The following is a 13,425-nucleotide window of genomic DNA, read 5'->3' as shown; positions in this document are numbered from 1 at the left end:
GCGACGATCATCGGTCGGTAAGGTGCGGTGAAGCGGCTCAGGGCACGGGAGGGAGCATGATGTCGACGGTCATCGACAAGGTGGCGTGGGTACGGCTGGAAGGCGGCAGGATCCTCAGCACACGCTCCCGGGGCAAGGACGTCTACTACATTCCCGGCGGCAAGCGCGAAGAGGGCGAGAGCGACACCGAGACGCTCCTGCGGGAGATCGAGGAGGAGCTCACCGTCGAGATCCAGCCCGACACCATCGCGGGCCTGGGCGTCTACGAGGCCCAGGCGCATGGACACCCCGACGGCGTGCTGGTCCGCATGGCCTGCTACAGCGGCGACTACCGCGGCACGCTCGCGCCCGGCAGCGAGATCGAGGAGGTCGTCTGGCTGACGTACGCCGACCGCGACCGGATCGCGCCCGTCGACCAGTTGATCTTCGACGACCTCAGGGCGGCGGGTCTGCTCGACTGAGTCCGTGCGGTCACGACGCGCGGAGATCTTGACTGCTAGGGCGCGCTGCGCGACCGCGTCTACGCCGCCGTCCACCGGGGAGGCGCCCACCAGTGGGCCGGCCCGCCGCCCCCGCAGGCGTGACGGTCCGCCCCTGCAAGCCGGATGAAAGGGATAAGTAACCCAATACCTCTATAAAAGACCTGGGTCGTGCGACGCGGACATCGCACGCGGAGAACGGCACATCCGGGCAGCCGCACGACCCGCCGACCAGCTCGGACCCGCCGAGGCGCGCACCGGCGGGCCGGCCGCACATATCGGGGATCACCTGCCCGCAGCGAGACCGTCCTGGTCCGCGCCTGACCGAGGACCCGCAGGCGCCCGGCGTCACGCGCCGGGCGCCTCGCACGCCCGCGGTCCGCCCGCGGGTCAGCGGGTCACCGCACCGGTCCGCCCGCGGACCGGCTCGTCACCGCCCGGTCGTCAGAGCTTGGTGCCCGCCGACTTCAGGTCCTGGCAGGCCTGCACGATCCTGGCCGCCATACCGGCCTCCGCCGTCTTGCCGTACGAGCGGGGGTCGTAGGCCTTCTTGTTGCCGACGTCCCCGTCGACCTTCAGCACCCCGTCGTAGTTGCGGAACATGTGGTCGGCGATCGGCCGGGTGAAGGCGTACTGCGTGTCGGTGTCGATGTTCATCTTCACCACGCCGTAGGAGATCGCCTCGTGGATCTCCTCCAGCAGCGAGCCGGAGCCGCCGTGGAAGACCAGGTCGAACGGCTTCTCCTTGCCGTACTTGGCGCCGACCGCCTCCTGGATCTCCTTCAGCACCGTCGGGCGCAGCTTCACGTGGCCCGGCTTGTAGACGCCGTGCACGTTGCCGAAGGTCGCGGCGAGCATGTAGCGGCCGTTCTCGCCGATGCCGACGGCCTCGGCGGTGGCCAGCGCGTCCTCGGCCGTCGTGTAGAGCTTCTCGTTGATCTCGCCGACGACGCCGTCCTCCTCGCCGCCGACGACGCCGATCTCCATCTCCATGACGATGTTCGCCCGGTGGCACTTGTCGAGCAGCTCGCGCGCGATCGACAGGTTCTCCTCCAGCGGTACGGCGGAGCCGTCCCACATGTGGGAGTTGAAGATCGGGTCGCCACCCCGCTCAAGGGACAGCTCGATCAACGGCCGCATGAAGCCGTCGAGCTTGTCCTTGGGGCAGTGGTCGGTGTGCAGCGCCACGGTGACGGGGTAGTTCTTGGCCACCACTTTGGCGTACTCGGCCAGGGCCACGGCTCCGGACACCATGTCCTTCACCGTGGCGCCCGAGAGGAACTCGGCGCCACCGGTGGACACCTGGATGATCCCGTCGCTCTCGGCCTCGGCGAATCCGCGCAGGGCGGCGTTCAAGGTCTGCGACGAGGTCACGTTGATCGCCGGGTAGGCGAACCCGCCCGCTTTGGCCCGGTCGAGCATCTCGGCGTAGACCTCTGGAGTCGCGATAGGCATGGTTCAGCTCCCTGGAATGTATTCGGCCTGCGTGCCCAGTATTCCGGCTCCTTACCCGCTGGGGTAGTGACAACGCACGCCCGATGAAGGCCACCCTCCAGGTAGGCTCACCCCGTGGAATCGATCCTGGACCTCGTGGACCCGCAATGGTGGCTCACCATGCTCGGCGCGTTCGCGACCATCGGCGTGCTCGCCATCATCTTCGCGGAGACGGGTCTGCTGATCGGCTTCTTCCTGCCGGGTGATTCGCTGCTGGTGGCCGCGGGCATCTTCAGCTCCGCCGCGGCGGCCAAGGGCATCGGCATCGAGCCGCTGTCGTTTCCCGTGCTGGTCATCGGCACCCCGTTGTGCGCGGTGGCGGGCGCGCAACTGGGCCATCTGATAGGCGCGAAGGTCGGGCGCAAGCTGTTCGACAAGCCCGACTCGCGGTTGTTCAAGCGCGAGCACGTCGACAAGGCCGAGTACTACTTCGACAAGTTCGGTCCCGCCAAGGCCGTGGTGATCGCCAGGTTCGTGCCCATCGTCCGCACGTTCATGAACCCGGTCGCGGGCGTGCTGGAGATGCCGGCGCGCACGTTCTTCGTGTGGAACGTCGTCGGCGGCCTGCTGTGGGTCGAGAGCATGCTGTTCATCGGCCACTTCCTCGGCAACCAGGTCGACCCGGAGCAGATCGACAAGTACATCCTGCCCGGCGTCTTCCTCATCGTGCTGATCTCGGTGATCCCGATCATCGTCGAGGTCGTGAAGAGCCGCAGGGCCGGCGGCCGTTCGGTTCCCGAGCCGCAGGGCAAACACCACCGCATTCCGTGATGCCGCTCGGAGGGCGGCCACCTCGTTGGCTACCCTCCCCCTTGTGGGACGGCATCGAACCGATCCGATGGGGACGGCCCGCCTGGCGCTGATCGGCGTGGGGGCCGTCCTGCTGGTGGCTCTGGTGTTCCTCGGGATCCGCTCGCTCATGGCCGTGCTGTCGGTCGCCGACCCCGCGCCGCGGCCGTCGGCGACGCCGCGGCAGACGGTCACGGCCTCGGGCCGGGTGCCGACGCTCTCCATCGTGTGCGCGGCGCAGACCTGCCCGCCGGTGCTGGTCAGGGTGCCCGGCGGTGACGTGCTCAACGACCGTGACCTGACCAGCGGCGAGGAGATCTCGTTCTTCGAGGCCGAGCTCGACGTCGCCCTCGAGGACGCCGGCACGGTGAAGGTCACCGTGAACGGCGAACCCCGCCCGCCGGGCAGGGCGGGTCAGCGCGAGACGTTCTCCGTCACGCGCTCGGCCCAGGACCCCGCGGGGTGAGGCCCGCGGGAGAGGGGCTCCCTCAGCCGTTCAGTCCCAGGTCCTGCAAGGTGAAGGCGCTGCGGTACTCGATGCCCTCCTCGGCCATCCTGCCCGCCGCGCCGCGCTCGACGATGGTGGCGACGGCGACCACGTGGGCGCCCGCCTCGCGGGCCGCGGCGACCGCGGTCAGCGGGGAGCCGCCGGTGGTGGAGGTGTCCTCGACGACGAGGACCCTGCGGCCCTCGATGTCGGGGCCCTCGATCCGGCGCTGCATGCCGTGCGTCTTCTGCGTCTTGCGCACCACGAAGGCGTCGAGGGCACGGCCCCGCGCGGCGGCCGCGTGCATCATGGCACCGGCGACGGGGTCGGCGCCCAGCGTGAGACCGCCGACAGCGTCGTAGTCGAGGTCGGCCGTGAGGTCGAGCATGACCCCGCCGACGAGCGGCGCGGCCGTGCCGTCGAGCGTGATGCGCCGCAGGTCGAGGTAGAAGTCGGCCTCCATGCCCGAGGAGAGCACGACCTTGCCGTGCACGACGGCCTTCTTCAGGATCTCGGCCAGCAGGTTCTCGCGGTCACTCATGCCCACAAGCTTAGGGTCGCCAGCGCGTCACCATAGCGGTCGGGGAGGGTCAGGACGTCGACGGCGCCGGCCTGCCGCAGCCGCCGGGTCGCCGGCCTGGTGGTCAGCGCGCCCGCTCGGGCGGGGCCGAGCCGTACGAGGGTCTCGCCGCGGGGGAAGACCTCCCGCAGCAGGGCGGCCAGGCGCAGCATGGCGGCGATGCGGTCCCACGCGTCGGTGACGGTCAGGGTGACGACGACGAGGCGGTGGCGGCGGGCGACGCCCTCCCGGTAGACCTCGGCCAGCCGGGTGCGCAGGTAGGCGAGGCCGACCAGGCCGGTCAGCGGGTCCTCGCAGCGCAGGTCCGCCATGGGCGCCAGTTCGGCCTCCACCCATCCGCTGGCGAAGGAGCGCAGGGCGGCCAGCGGCGGCCCTGCCTCGCCGCGGGCGTGGAACAGCGCGGCGAGGTCCGTCATGCCCTCGGCGATGCCGACGCCTGCGCGGGCGCGGGCGTCACCGAGGGCCATGCAGGCGCGGGCCAGGCCCTGCCCTCCGGTCACCGCCCTGATCGTCTGCTCGACGGCAGGCGTCCACCAGTCGCCGGGTACGGCCCAGCCGGCGGCCATGCTGGCCGCGCGCCACAGCACGGACAGTCTCTGCGGATCCTTCTCACCCATCTGATGCGCGGCGCTCGGCCGACGGAAGCGCCACTCCTCCTCTCCGGCAGACCTCTCGCAGTCAAAGACGGTCTTAGGGGTTAGTCATGACGCGGAATGCGGAATGATGCGTTCGGCAACTCCAGGTAATCGTGAGGTCACTATGAGTGTCGAATCACCGCGAAGTGATGCGGATCTCCTTGGCACCGCGCGTGCGGGCAACGCGGCCGCGTTCGGCGAGCTCTGGCAGCGACACGTCGGCGCCGCGCGCTCGCTGGCCCGCCAGCTGGTCAGGGGCGAGGACGCGGTCGAGGACGTCGTCGCGGAGTCCTTCACCAAGATCATTGATTTGGTCGGGCGCGGCGGCGGGCCGGAGGCGGCCTTCCGGCCGTACCTGCTCACGGTCGTGCGCCGCACGGTCTACGACAGGGGTCGCGTGGAGAGCCGCCAGGTGACCACGGGGGAGATCGAGGCGTTCGACCCCGGCGTGCCCTTCGTCGATCCCGCGCTGGCCGGGCTGGAGAGGTCACTGGTCGCCAGGGCGTTCCAGTCGCTGCCCGAACGCTGGCGGCTCGTGCTCTGGCACACCGAGGTCGAGGGCGCCAAGCCCGCCGAGATCGCCCCGATGCTCGGCCTGTCGGCCAACGGAGTGGCGGCGCTGGCCTACCGGGCGAGGGAGGGGCTGCGCCAGGCGTACGTGCAGCTGCATCTGGCGGGGCGACCGCGCCAGCCGTGCCGGCCCGTGCTCGGCAGGCTGGACGTCCATGTGCGGGGCGGGTTGTCCAAGCGGGAGAGCAGGAGCGTCGACCACCATGTCGACGACTGCGCGGAATGCCGGGAGATCCTGCTCGACCTGGCCGACATCGACCAGTGCCTGCGCACCGTCGTCGGCCCCCTGGTCGCCGGACCCGCCTACGCCGCCTACGTCGCGGGCCTGACCAGGACGGGCGCCACGGACAGCGGTCTGCTGTCCACGCTCGGATGGATCAGGCGGGTGCCCAAGGGCCGCCAGGCCGCGGTGGCGGGTGGCGCCACCGTGGCGGTGGCGGCGGCGGCCGTCCTGGTCCTGGCCGCCGACGACAAGCCGCTGCCGGCCGCCCACATGCAGCCGGCGGCCGCCGTCAGGTCCTCGCCGGCGCCACCCCCGACCGCACCATCCGCGCCCAGGCCCAGACTCCGGCCGCGGCTGGTGCCGCCGCCCGCCGACGCGCCCGTCACCGCCAAGCGGCAGGGCGCGCCCTGGCTCCGGGCCTCGATCCATCCGCTCGGCGCGCTGATCAAGTCCGAGCCCGGCATCGTCGCGGTACGGCTGCGCAACACCGGCGGCTCCGCCAGCGACGAGCTCGTCGCGCTGGTCGACCTGCCGCCAGGCGTGACGCTGGTCCCCGCCCAGGCGAGGGGCAGCGCGGCCGGTGTCGTCGAGCCCGTCGGCACGGTCGACGGTTGGTCGTGCGCCCCGGCGGGCGGCGGCGCCAGGTGCGTGCGGGGCCCGCTGGCCGCGGGCCGGTCGACGGCCGTCTTCCTACGGGTCCAGGTGTCCGCCAATGCTCCCGAGGGGACGGGCCCGGCCGTACGGATCTCCTCGGGCGGCGTCAACGTCGACGCGCGCGCGAGCGCGGGGGTGAAGGCTGAGGGGGCGGCCGCGCGGTTCGCCACGGACGGCAAGGTCGTCGTCAAGGCGGTCGGCAACACGCTGCTGACCTGCCCGCCCGAGCGCGAGGGATGCGGGGAGGCGCGGCTGGCAAGGGAGAGCGGCAGGCGCGACAACGACCTGTGGCCGATGCGGTCCGTCGACGCCGACGACGTGCCGTCGACGGACTCCTCCAGCGGTGCCTGGCTGGAGCTGCCGGACGGCGGGCGGGTCGTCTGGGCGGGGCTCTACTGGTCGGCCAGCGTGCGGCAGGCGGGCCCGATCAAGTTCAGGGCGGCGGGGTCCAGGCGCTACCGGACGGTCCTCCCCGACCAGGTGACGGAACGGGAACTGCCCACAGGCTCGGCCTACCAGGCCTTCGCCGACGTGACGGAGCTGGTCAGCGACGGCAGGAGTGCCGGGGCGTGGTGGGCGGCCGACGCGCCGATGCGGGAGGGGGTCTCCGAGCACGCGGGGTGGAGCCTCGTGGTGATCGCCACCGACCCGCGCCGGCCGTACAGCCAGGCGGTGGTCCTCGACACCGCCACGGTCGTCGGCGGTGCGCAGCCGCGACTGGAGCTGCCGCTCGGCGGGCTGTTCCCGGCGGCGAGCCCGGCCGACATCGAGCTGGTGACCTGGGAGGGCGATGCCGACCTCCACGGCGACCGGGTGTCGGCCGGCGCCTCCACCGGTGGTGACCGCGACGCGGACAACGTCTTCGACAGCTCCGCCAACGGCGCGGCGGGGATGACGTTCGGTGTCGACGTCGACTCCTTCAGCTCCGAGTTGCCGGACCGCCCGGCACTGACGATCTCGACGAAACGCGACGTCGTCCTGTTCGGCGTGGCGGCCGTCAGCGTGCCTGCCAGGTCGTGACCGCGAACTGGACAAACTGGTACGGTCTGCGGGAATCCGCTGGCGTCACGCCGATTCGCCGGGATTCACCCTCGAACGATCAGATGCTTCATTACCCTGAGAGTGGGCCGCCGAGCCCGGCTCTGGCGGTGCGGAGCCGGTAGGGGTCGGGCCAGAAGAAAGGGGCGGTGTCAGTGGATCGCTGCGCGCTGTTCGTCGACGCCGGCTATCTGCTGGCCGACGGCGCGATGGCCGTGCATGGGACCCGCCATCGCGAGGCCGTCTCGTGGGACTACCCGGGTCTGCTGCAGCTGATGACCAACCTGTCGCGCGAGCGCACGGGCCTGCCGCTGCTGCGGTGCTACTGGTACGAGGCCACGGTCGAGGGCAGGCGGACGCCCGAGCACGACGTGCTCGCCGACATCCCCGGGTTGAAGCTCCGCCTCTCGCGCATCAGGCCGGGCCGCCGTGAGGGCGTCGACGCCCAGGTGCACCGCGACCTGATGACGCTGGCCCGCAACAGCGCGATCTGCGACGCGGTCGTGGTCAGCGGCGACGAGGACCTGGCCCAGGTGGTCTGCGACGCGCAGGATCTCGGCATCCGGGTCACCGTCGTCCACATCGCCGCCGACGGCGGCTGGGCGGTGTCGCGGTCGCTGCGCCAGGAAAGCGACGACCTCATCGAGATCGGTGGCGTCCACCTGCGGCCCTACGTCAACCTCGTCTCCGGCACCACCGAGGCCGTCAACGGCGCCCAACCCGTCAGCAACGGCCAGGCCGCCCACGCGCTTCCGCCGAGCACGCAGGCACCGCCGGCCCAGTCTCCGGCGCCGGCCGTGCAGTCCGCCAACCACGCCGCGCACCTGCCCGGCGCGCCCGCGCAGAGCCAGCAGCTGCCCCCGGCCACGCCGTCCGCGCCGGCGCCGTCCGCGCCGAGCCTGGCGCAGACGCCGCCGCCCGCGCTGCCCGCCTATCCGAGCTATCAGGCGGAGCCGCCGTCCGCGCCGCAGCCGCAGCCCGCGCAGCCCGTGCAGCCCGTGCAGCCCGTACAGCCCGCGCCGGCCGCGCCCGCCGCGCCGGCCGTCTCGCACAGTCCGACGGTGTCGCACACTCCGCCCGTCTCGCACACTCCTCCGGTCTCGCACGGCCCGACCGGCCCGATGCAGACCACGGGCCAGTACTCCTCGCCGCCCGGCGCCTACCAGCCGTCGCAGCTCGGCCCGTACACCGGGCCGCAGCCCGCCCCCGTCGCCGCCACGGCCGCCCCCGCCGCCGGCGGGGCGACCACCCTGGCCGACGCGGTGAAAGCGGCGCACAAGGAGGGGCACGACTTCGGCGAGTCCGTAGCCCGCGACGCGCCCGCGCTGTGGCTGGAGGCCGTGCTGGCCCGCAAGCCGCGCATGCCGTCCGACCTGGAGGCGCGGTTGTTGCAGGGCTCCTCGCTGCCGATCGACTTCCTGCTGCACGACGAGGTCCGCCACGCGCTGCGCCGCGGCTTCTGGGATGCGCTGGAGCGCGCCCGCCGGTAGACCACCACCCCTGGGATGGGGCCCGTTGCGCCCCCTCCGGGGGGTCGTGCGTTGCAATAGTGTGTGCCACACACTATTGTGAGTCGCATGCTAGACGATGAGCTGCTCTCCGTGCACCTGCAGGAGCTTCGGCGCGGCACCGTCGTGCTCGCGTGCCTGCTCATCCTCAAGCGACCCAACTACGGGTACGCGCTGCTCGACCTGCTCGACCGGCAAGGCTTCGCCGTCGACGCCAACACCCTCTACCCGCTCCTGCGCCGGCTCGAGAAGCAGGGGCTGCTGACCAGCGACTGGAACACCGAGGAGTCGCGGCCGCGCAAGTTCTACCGCACGAGCGACGCCGGCACCGCGCTCGCCGACACCCTGAGCCGTGACTGGGACGAGCTCGACACCGCGCTGCGCACCCTGAAAGGCGAGTCATGACCATCGCGAGCAGCCTCACCGACCGCTACGTCGAGGCGGCCCTGAGCCGCCTGCCCGCCCGGCAGCGCCCCGACATCGAGAAGGAACTGCGCGCCTCGATCGCCGACGCCGTCGACGACCACCTGGAGACCGGAGCCGATCCCGCCCAGGCCGAGCGCGCGGTGCTGGCCGAGCTCGGCGATCCGGTACGGCTGGCCGCCGGCTACGCCGACCGCCCGCTCCAGCTCATCGGCCCCGCGCTCTTCCTCGACTACACGCGGCTGCTGACCGCCCTGCTCGCCACCATCGTGCCCGTCGTCGCCGCGACCGTCGGGCTCGTGCGCGGACTCAACGGCGGCACCCCTCTCACCGTGCTCGGCGACACCTTCGGCGCGGCGCTCACCACCGGCGTCCACATCGCCTTCTGGACGACGCTGGTCTTCGCGATCCTCGAACGCACGCCCGCCCTCCGCCGGGCGGCGGCCCGGCGATGGACCCCCGCAGCCCTCCCCGAACCGCCCAGCCGCCGCGCCCGCTACGGCGAGCTGGTGACCGAGACCGTGCTCACGGTCCTCTTCACGACGCTCATCCTGCTCTCGCCGGTGGTCAGCCCCGAGACCGACGCCAACGGCCACCCCGTCGGCGTGCTGTCGCCCTGGCTGTGGGAGACCGGCCTCGTCCACCTCTTCATCGCCCTCGTGATCGCGAGCCTCGGCTTCTCCTTCGCGGGGTACTACCTGAAATGGAGCGTTCCCGTCGCCGTCGTGAGGTCGCTCGTCGGCGTCCCCGCGGCCGTCATGCTGATCTGGCTCGCGGCGACCCACCGGGTGCTCAACCCGGCCTTCGTGGCGGCGGCGGGATGGCCGTCGAGCGTCCCCGGCTGGATCCACACCGGACTCATCGTGATCTCCGTCGGCACGATCATCCACACCGTCGTCGAAGGGCTCACCCGAGCGCTCCGCCGCTGAGCGACCACCCCGCCCGAGCCGATCCCCGCCACGCCGGGCGAGCCCACCGGCGCGACCACTTGTCCTGACCCGTGCCACGCCGGAAGACCGGCCGGCGTGACCACCCCTGCCCCGACTCCCGCCGCGCCGGGCGAGCCCGCCGGCGCGATCACCCCTGCCCGGAAACCGTCCCGTCCTGAGAGCTGATCCCGACAAGAGGAGCCTCCGTGAAAGCGATCGTCTACGAGAAGTACGGCCCGGCCGACGTCCTGCGCTACACCGACGTCGACCGGCCCGCCATCGGTGACGACCAGGTGCTCGTGCGGGTCCGCGCGACCTCGGTCAACGCCGCCGACCGGCTGGTCATGCGCGGCTCGCCGTACATCGCCCGCGCCTGGTTCGGGTTGCGCCGCCCCAGGAAGACCGTGCTGGGCCGCGACATCGCCGGCACCGTGGAGCAGGTCGGCGCCAAGGTGACCGGCTTCCAGGTCGGCGACGAGGTGTGCGGCGAGATGGACCAGCGGGGTTTCGCCGAGTACGTGGCGGCGCCGGAAGCGAACCTGGTGCGCAAGCCTGCCGGGGTGACGTTCGAGCAGGCGGCCAGCCTGCCGGTCGCGGGCACGACCGCCCTCCAGGCGGTACGCCTCGGCCAGGTGGGGCCCGGCACGACGGTGCTGGTCAACGGGGCCTCCGGCGGGGTCGGCAGCTTCGCCGTCCAGCTGGCCAGGACGCTCGGCGCGCAGGTCACCGGCGTCTGCGGCACCCGCAACGTGGACCTGGTGCGCTCGCTCGGCGCCCACCACGTCATCGACCACACGCGCGAGGACGTCACGCGGGGCTCGACCCGCTTCGACACGATCATCGACCTGGCGGCCGACCACTCGCTGTCGGCCTTCCGCCGGGTGCTCGCCCCTGAGGGGGTCTACATCTCTTCCAACGGCACCCGGGGCGCGGTGCTCGGCCCGCTGCCGCGGCTGCTCGCCGTGGCCGTCACCTCGCCGTTCCTGCGCCAGAAGCTGCGCGGGCTGATCGTCAGGCGCAGCGTCGAGGACCTGGACCACCTGGCCGGACTCGTCGCGGCGGGGAAGATCGCCCCGGCGATCACGCGGACGCTTCCGCTGGCCGAGGCCGCCGACGCGCTACGCCTCCTCGAGGGGAGGAACGCCGGCGGCAAGATCGTGCTCACGGTATGATCCGGCGGGACCGGCCGCGCGACCACGACCGGCGCTGCCCTCAGCTGAGGGCGTCGAAGCCCGCGCGCAGGTGCGCCACCCGTTCGGACAGATCCGACAGCGGCGCGGAGAGCGACGGGTCGGCCGACTTGCGGGCCAGCTCCCGCACCCGCTCCAACTCGTCCTCCACGGCCGTCAGGCGCCTCGACAGCTCGGGCAGCACGGCGGGCTGGGCGGTGCCGTTGCCCGGCGGCAGCTCGCCCGCCAGCCGTTCGCGCAGCAGCGCCGCCTGCTCGGTCAGCCGCTTGTGCATGTTGTAGAGCTCGACGAACACCGACACCTTCGCCCTGAGTACCCACGGGTCGAACGGCTTGGTGAGGTAGTCGACCGCGCCCGCCGCGTAGCCGCGGAAGGCGTAGTCGGGGGCGCTGTCGACGACGGTCAGGAAGATGATCGGAATGTTGCGGGTACGCTCGCGCCGCTTGATGTGCGCCGCCGTCTCGAACCCGTCCATGCCCGGCATCCGCACGTCGAGCAGGATCAGCGCGAACTCGGTGCCGAGCAGCGCCTTGAGCGCCTCCTCGCCCGACTTGGCGCGCACCGGCGTCAGGTCGAGCGAGCTGAGAATCGCCTCGAGGGCGATGAGGTTCTCCTCGCGGTCGTCGACCAGGAGGATCTTGGCCCGTTCTGCCATGTGTTACGCCTCTTCCGCCGTGTCGGACACCCGCCCTCGGCTGAGCCAACCGCGCAGCCGTTCGAGCAGCTGGTCGACGTCGACCGGTTTCGGCACGTAGTCGGAGGCGCCGGACGCGATGCTCTTCTCCCTGTCACCCCGCATGACCTTGGCGGTCAGCGCGATGATCGGCAGATCGGCGAACTGCGGCATGCGCCGGATGGCCGACGTCGTGGCCCAACCGTCCATCTCCGGCATCATGATGTCCATGAGGACGAGCGCCACGTCCTCGTTGCGCTCGAGCTGCTCGATCCCCTCGCGGCCGTTCTCCGCGTAGACGACCGTGGAGCCGTGTCGCTCCAGCACGCTGGTCAGCGCGAACACGTTGCGGATGTCGTCGTCGACGATGAGGATCTTGGCGCCGTCGAGCGGGTCGTCGCCCTGCCACTGCTGCCTGCTCGCCGGCTGGACGACCTCGGGCAGCGGCAGGTCGAGCGGCATCGGCGGCTCGGGCACGACCATCGGGCTCTGCTGCTCGACCTGCATGGTCAGCACCTGCCTGCGGGCCGCCCCGCCGTCGCGAGCGACCAGCGGGCCCGCGTAGTCGGTCGGCAGGTAGAGGGTGAACGTGCTGCCGGCGCCGAGCTCGCTGTCGACGTGAATCTCGCCGCCGAGCAGCCTGGCGATCTCCCGGCAGATCGACAGGCCGAGACCCGTGCCGCCGTACTTGCGGCTGGTGGTGCCGTCGGCCTGGCGGAACGCCTCGAAGATGATCTCCAGCTTGTCCGGCGCGATGCCGATGCCGGTGTCGACCACCTGGAAGGCGATCAGGTCGTCGGCCAGGCGCAGGGTGTCGTCGTCGTAGTCGACCTCGCGTGGCGCGGGCACCACGCGCAGCCGTACCTCGCCCTTGGGGGTGAACTTGACCGCGTTGGACAGCAGGTTGCGCAGCACCTGTTGCAGGCGTTGCTCGTCGGTGCGCAGCTCCTGCGGCACCCGGGGATCCACCTCGACGATGAAGGCGAGCCCCTTGTCCTGCGCCAGCGGCGCGAAGGCGGCCTCGACGTAGTCGACCAGCTTCGGCAGCGACAGCTGGGCGGGATGGATGTCCATGCGCCCGGCCTCGACCTTGGACAGGTCGAGCATGTCGTTGATGAGCTGCAGCAGCGCCGAGCCCGCCCCGTGGATCGTGCGGGCGAACTCGACCTGCTGGGAGGTGAGGTTGCCCTCGGCGTTCTCGGTCAGCAGCTTGGCCAGCACGAGCAGGCTGTTGAGCGGGGTGCGCAGCTCGTGCGACATGTTGGCGAGGAACTCGGACTTGTAGCGCGAGGAGACGGCCAGCTGCTCGGCGCGCTCCTCCAGCGTGCGCCGGGCCTGCTCGATCTGGAAGTTCTGGATCTCGATGGCGCGGTTCTGCTTGGCCAGCAGCCCCGCCTTCTCCTCCAGCTCGGAGTTGGACCGGCGCAGCTCCTCCTGCTGGCGCTGCAACTCGTCGGAGCGCTCCTGCAGCTCGGTGGTCAGGCGCTGCGACTCCTTCAGCAGGTCCTCGGTGCGGGAGTTGGCGATGATGGTGTTCATCGTGACGCCGATGGTCTCGACGAGCTGGGTCAGGAAGTCGAGGTGGACCTCGCCGAACTTGGTGAAGGAGGCCAGCTCCAGCACGCCGAGCACGCGGCTCTCGAACAGGATCGGCAGCACGACGATCTGCGCGGGCGTGGACTGGCTGAGCCCGCTGTCGATGGTGATGAACCCGGCCGGCACGTCGTCGAGGACTATCGGCCGCCCCTCCACC

13 protein-coding genes are annotated in these 13,425 nt (G+C 71.6%); 8 read left to right on the top strand and 5 right to left on the bottom strand.

All coding sequences use genetic code 11. The annotated features are described in order from the left end of the window. Positions 1-56 precede the first annotated feature (56 nt). Positions 57-461 carry an NUDIX domain-containing protein gene (locus ABZX22_RS39410; RefSeq protein ID WP_354920337.1) on the top strand — a complete coding sequence of 135 codons (405 nt, stop codon included), beginning with the start codon at positions 57-59 and terminating at the stop codon, positions 459-461. Between the two features lie 462 nt (positions 462-923). Here the strand turns inward: ABZX22_RS39410 and fbaA are convergent, their stop codons facing one another. Then, positions 924-1,934 carry a class II fructose-bisphosphate aldolase gene (gene fbaA, locus ABZX22_RS39405; protein WP_354920334.1) on the bottom strand — a complete coding sequence of 337 codons (1,011 nt, stop codon included), beginning with the start codon at positions 1,932-1,934 and terminating at the stop codon, positions 924-926. Positions 1,935-2,048: 114 nt separating this feature from the next. On the opposite strand from fbaA, the gene ABZX22_RS39400 reads away from it, so the two are divergent. Together ABZX22_RS39400 and ABZX22_RS39395 are read left to right on the top strand one after the other, a co-directional pair. Beyond that, the gene (locus tag ABZX22_RS39400) at positions 2,049-2,744 is read left to right on the top strand and encodes a VTT domain-containing protein (protein WP_354920331.1); all 696 of its coding nucleotides are present in this window, start codon (positions 2,049-2,051) and stop codon (positions 2,742-2,744) included. 43 nt (positions 2,745-2,787) lie between these two features. Continuing rightward, positions 2,788-3,228, top strand: coding sequence for a hypothetical protein (locus ABZX22_RS39395; protein WP_354920328.1), 441 nt, complete (start codon positions 2,788-2,790; stop codon positions 3,226-3,228). A 22-nt stretch (positions 3,229-3,250) separates the two neighbouring features. Here ABZX22_RS39395 and ABZX22_RS39390 read toward each other — a convergent pair whose 3' ends face one another. Then, positions 3,251-3,790 carry an orotate phosphoribosyltransferase gene (locus ABZX22_RS39390; RefSeq protein ID WP_354920325.1) on the bottom strand — a complete coding sequence of 180 codons (540 nt, stop codon included), beginning with the start codon at positions 3,788-3,790 and terminating at the stop codon, positions 3,251-3,253. Then, the gene (locus tag ABZX22_RS39385) at positions 3,787-4,446 is read right to left on the bottom strand and encodes a hypothetical protein (protein ID WP_354920322.1); all 660 of its coding nucleotides are present in this window, start codon (positions 4,444-4,446) and stop codon (positions 3,787-3,789) included. The genes ABZX22_RS39390 and ABZX22_RS39385 overlap by 4 nt, the downstream gene beginning before the upstream one ends. 142 nt (positions 4,447-4,588) lie before the next feature. Between ABZX22_RS39385 and ABZX22_RS39380 the strand changes: the two genes are divergently transcribed. From ABZX22_RS39380 to ABZX22_RS39360, 5 genes are all read left to right on the top strand, one after another. Beyond that, positions 4,589-6,931, top strand: a complete 2,343-nt coding sequence (locus ABZX22_RS39380) for a sigma-70 family RNA polymerase sigma factor (protein WP_354920319.1) — start codon at positions 4,589-4,591, stop codon at positions 6,929-6,931. A gap of 173 nt (positions 6,932-7,104) precedes the next feature. Next, positions 7,105-8,439, top strand: a complete 1,335-nt coding sequence (locus ABZX22_RS39375; protein WP_354920552.1) for an NYN domain-containing protein — start codon at positions 7,105-7,107, stop codon at positions 8,437-8,439. Between the two features lie 87 nt (positions 8,440-8,526). After that, positions 8,527-8,862: a PadR family transcriptional regulator gene (locus ABZX22_RS39370; protein ID WP_354920316.1), complete on the top strand. Its 336-nt coding sequence runs from the start codon at positions 8,527-8,529 to the stop codon at positions 8,860-8,862. Beyond that, positions 8,859-9,809: a permease prefix domain 1-containing protein gene (locus ABZX22_RS39365; protein WP_354920313.1), complete on the top strand. Its 951-nt coding sequence runs from the start codon at positions 8,859-8,861 to the stop codon at positions 9,807-9,809. Before ABZX22_RS39370 ends, ABZX22_RS39365 begins: the two co-directional genes overlap by 4 nt. A 206-nt stretch (positions 9,810-10,015) precedes the next feature. Next, positions 10,016-10,981: an NAD(P)-dependent alcohol dehydrogenase gene (locus ABZX22_RS39360; RefSeq protein ID WP_354920310.1), complete on the top strand. Its 966-nt coding sequence runs from the start codon at positions 10,016-10,018 to the stop codon at positions 10,979-10,981. Positions 10,982-11,021: 40 nt separating this feature from the next. On the opposite strand, the gene ABZX22_RS39355 is transcribed toward ABZX22_RS39360, so the two are convergent. Together ABZX22_RS39355 and ABZX22_RS39350 are read right to left on the bottom strand one after the other, a co-directional pair. Then, positions 11,022-11,654: a response regulator gene (locus ABZX22_RS39355; RefSeq protein WP_354920307.1), complete on the bottom strand. Its 633-nt coding sequence runs from the start codon at positions 11,652-11,654 to the stop codon at positions 11,022-11,024. 3 nt (positions 11,655-11,657) lie between these two features. After that, the coding region (locus tag ABZX22_RS39350) for an ATP-binding protein (protein WP_354920304.1) at positions 11,658-13,425 on the bottom strand (1,768 nt) is incomplete at its 5' end.

This window comes from Nonomuraea sp. NPDC003804, assembly GCF_040610675.1.
GTDB lineage: Bacteria > Actinomycetota > Actinomycetes > Streptosporangiales > Streptosporangiaceae > Nonomuraea.
The sequence above is the reverse complement of the archived record's forward strand: the minus strand, read 5'-3'. Positions and strand labels throughout refer to the sequence as shown.

Excerpts from the sequence above, each read along its gene's own strand:
- ABZX22_RS39365 (WP_354920313.1), top strand. The coding sequence starts at position 8,859 with ATGACCATCGCGAGCAGCCTCACCGACCGCTACGTCGAGGCGGCCCTG.
- ABZX22_RS39370 (WP_354920316.1), top strand. The coding sequence starts at position 8,527 with ATGCTAGACGATGAGCTGCTCTCCGTGCACCTGCAGGAGCTTCGGCGC.
- ABZX22_RS39355 (WP_354920307.1), bottom strand. The coding sequence starts at position 11,654 with ATGGCAGAACGGGCCAAGATCCTCCTGGTCGACGACCGCGAGGAGAAC.
- ABZX22_RS39385 (WP_354920322.1), bottom strand. The coding sequence starts at position 4,446 with ATGGGTGAGAAGGATCCGCAGAGACTGTCCGTGCTGTGGCGCGCGGCC.
- ABZX22_RS39410 (WP_354920337.1), top strand. The coding sequence starts at position 57 with ATGATGTCGACGGTCATCGACAAGGTGGCGTGGGTACGGCTGGAAGGC.
- ABZX22_RS39380 (WP_354920319.1), top strand. The coding sequence starts at position 4,589 with ATGAGTGTCGAATCACCGCGAAGTGATGCGGATCTCCTTGGCACCGCG.
- fbaA (WP_354920334.1), bottom strand. The coding sequence starts at position 1,934 with ATGCCTATCGCGACTCCAGAGGTCTACGCCGAGATGCTCGACCGGGCC.
- ABZX22_RS39390 (WP_354920325.1), bottom strand. The coding sequence starts at position 3,790 with ATGAGTGACCGCGAGAACCTGCTGGCCGAGATCCTGAAGAAGGCCGTC.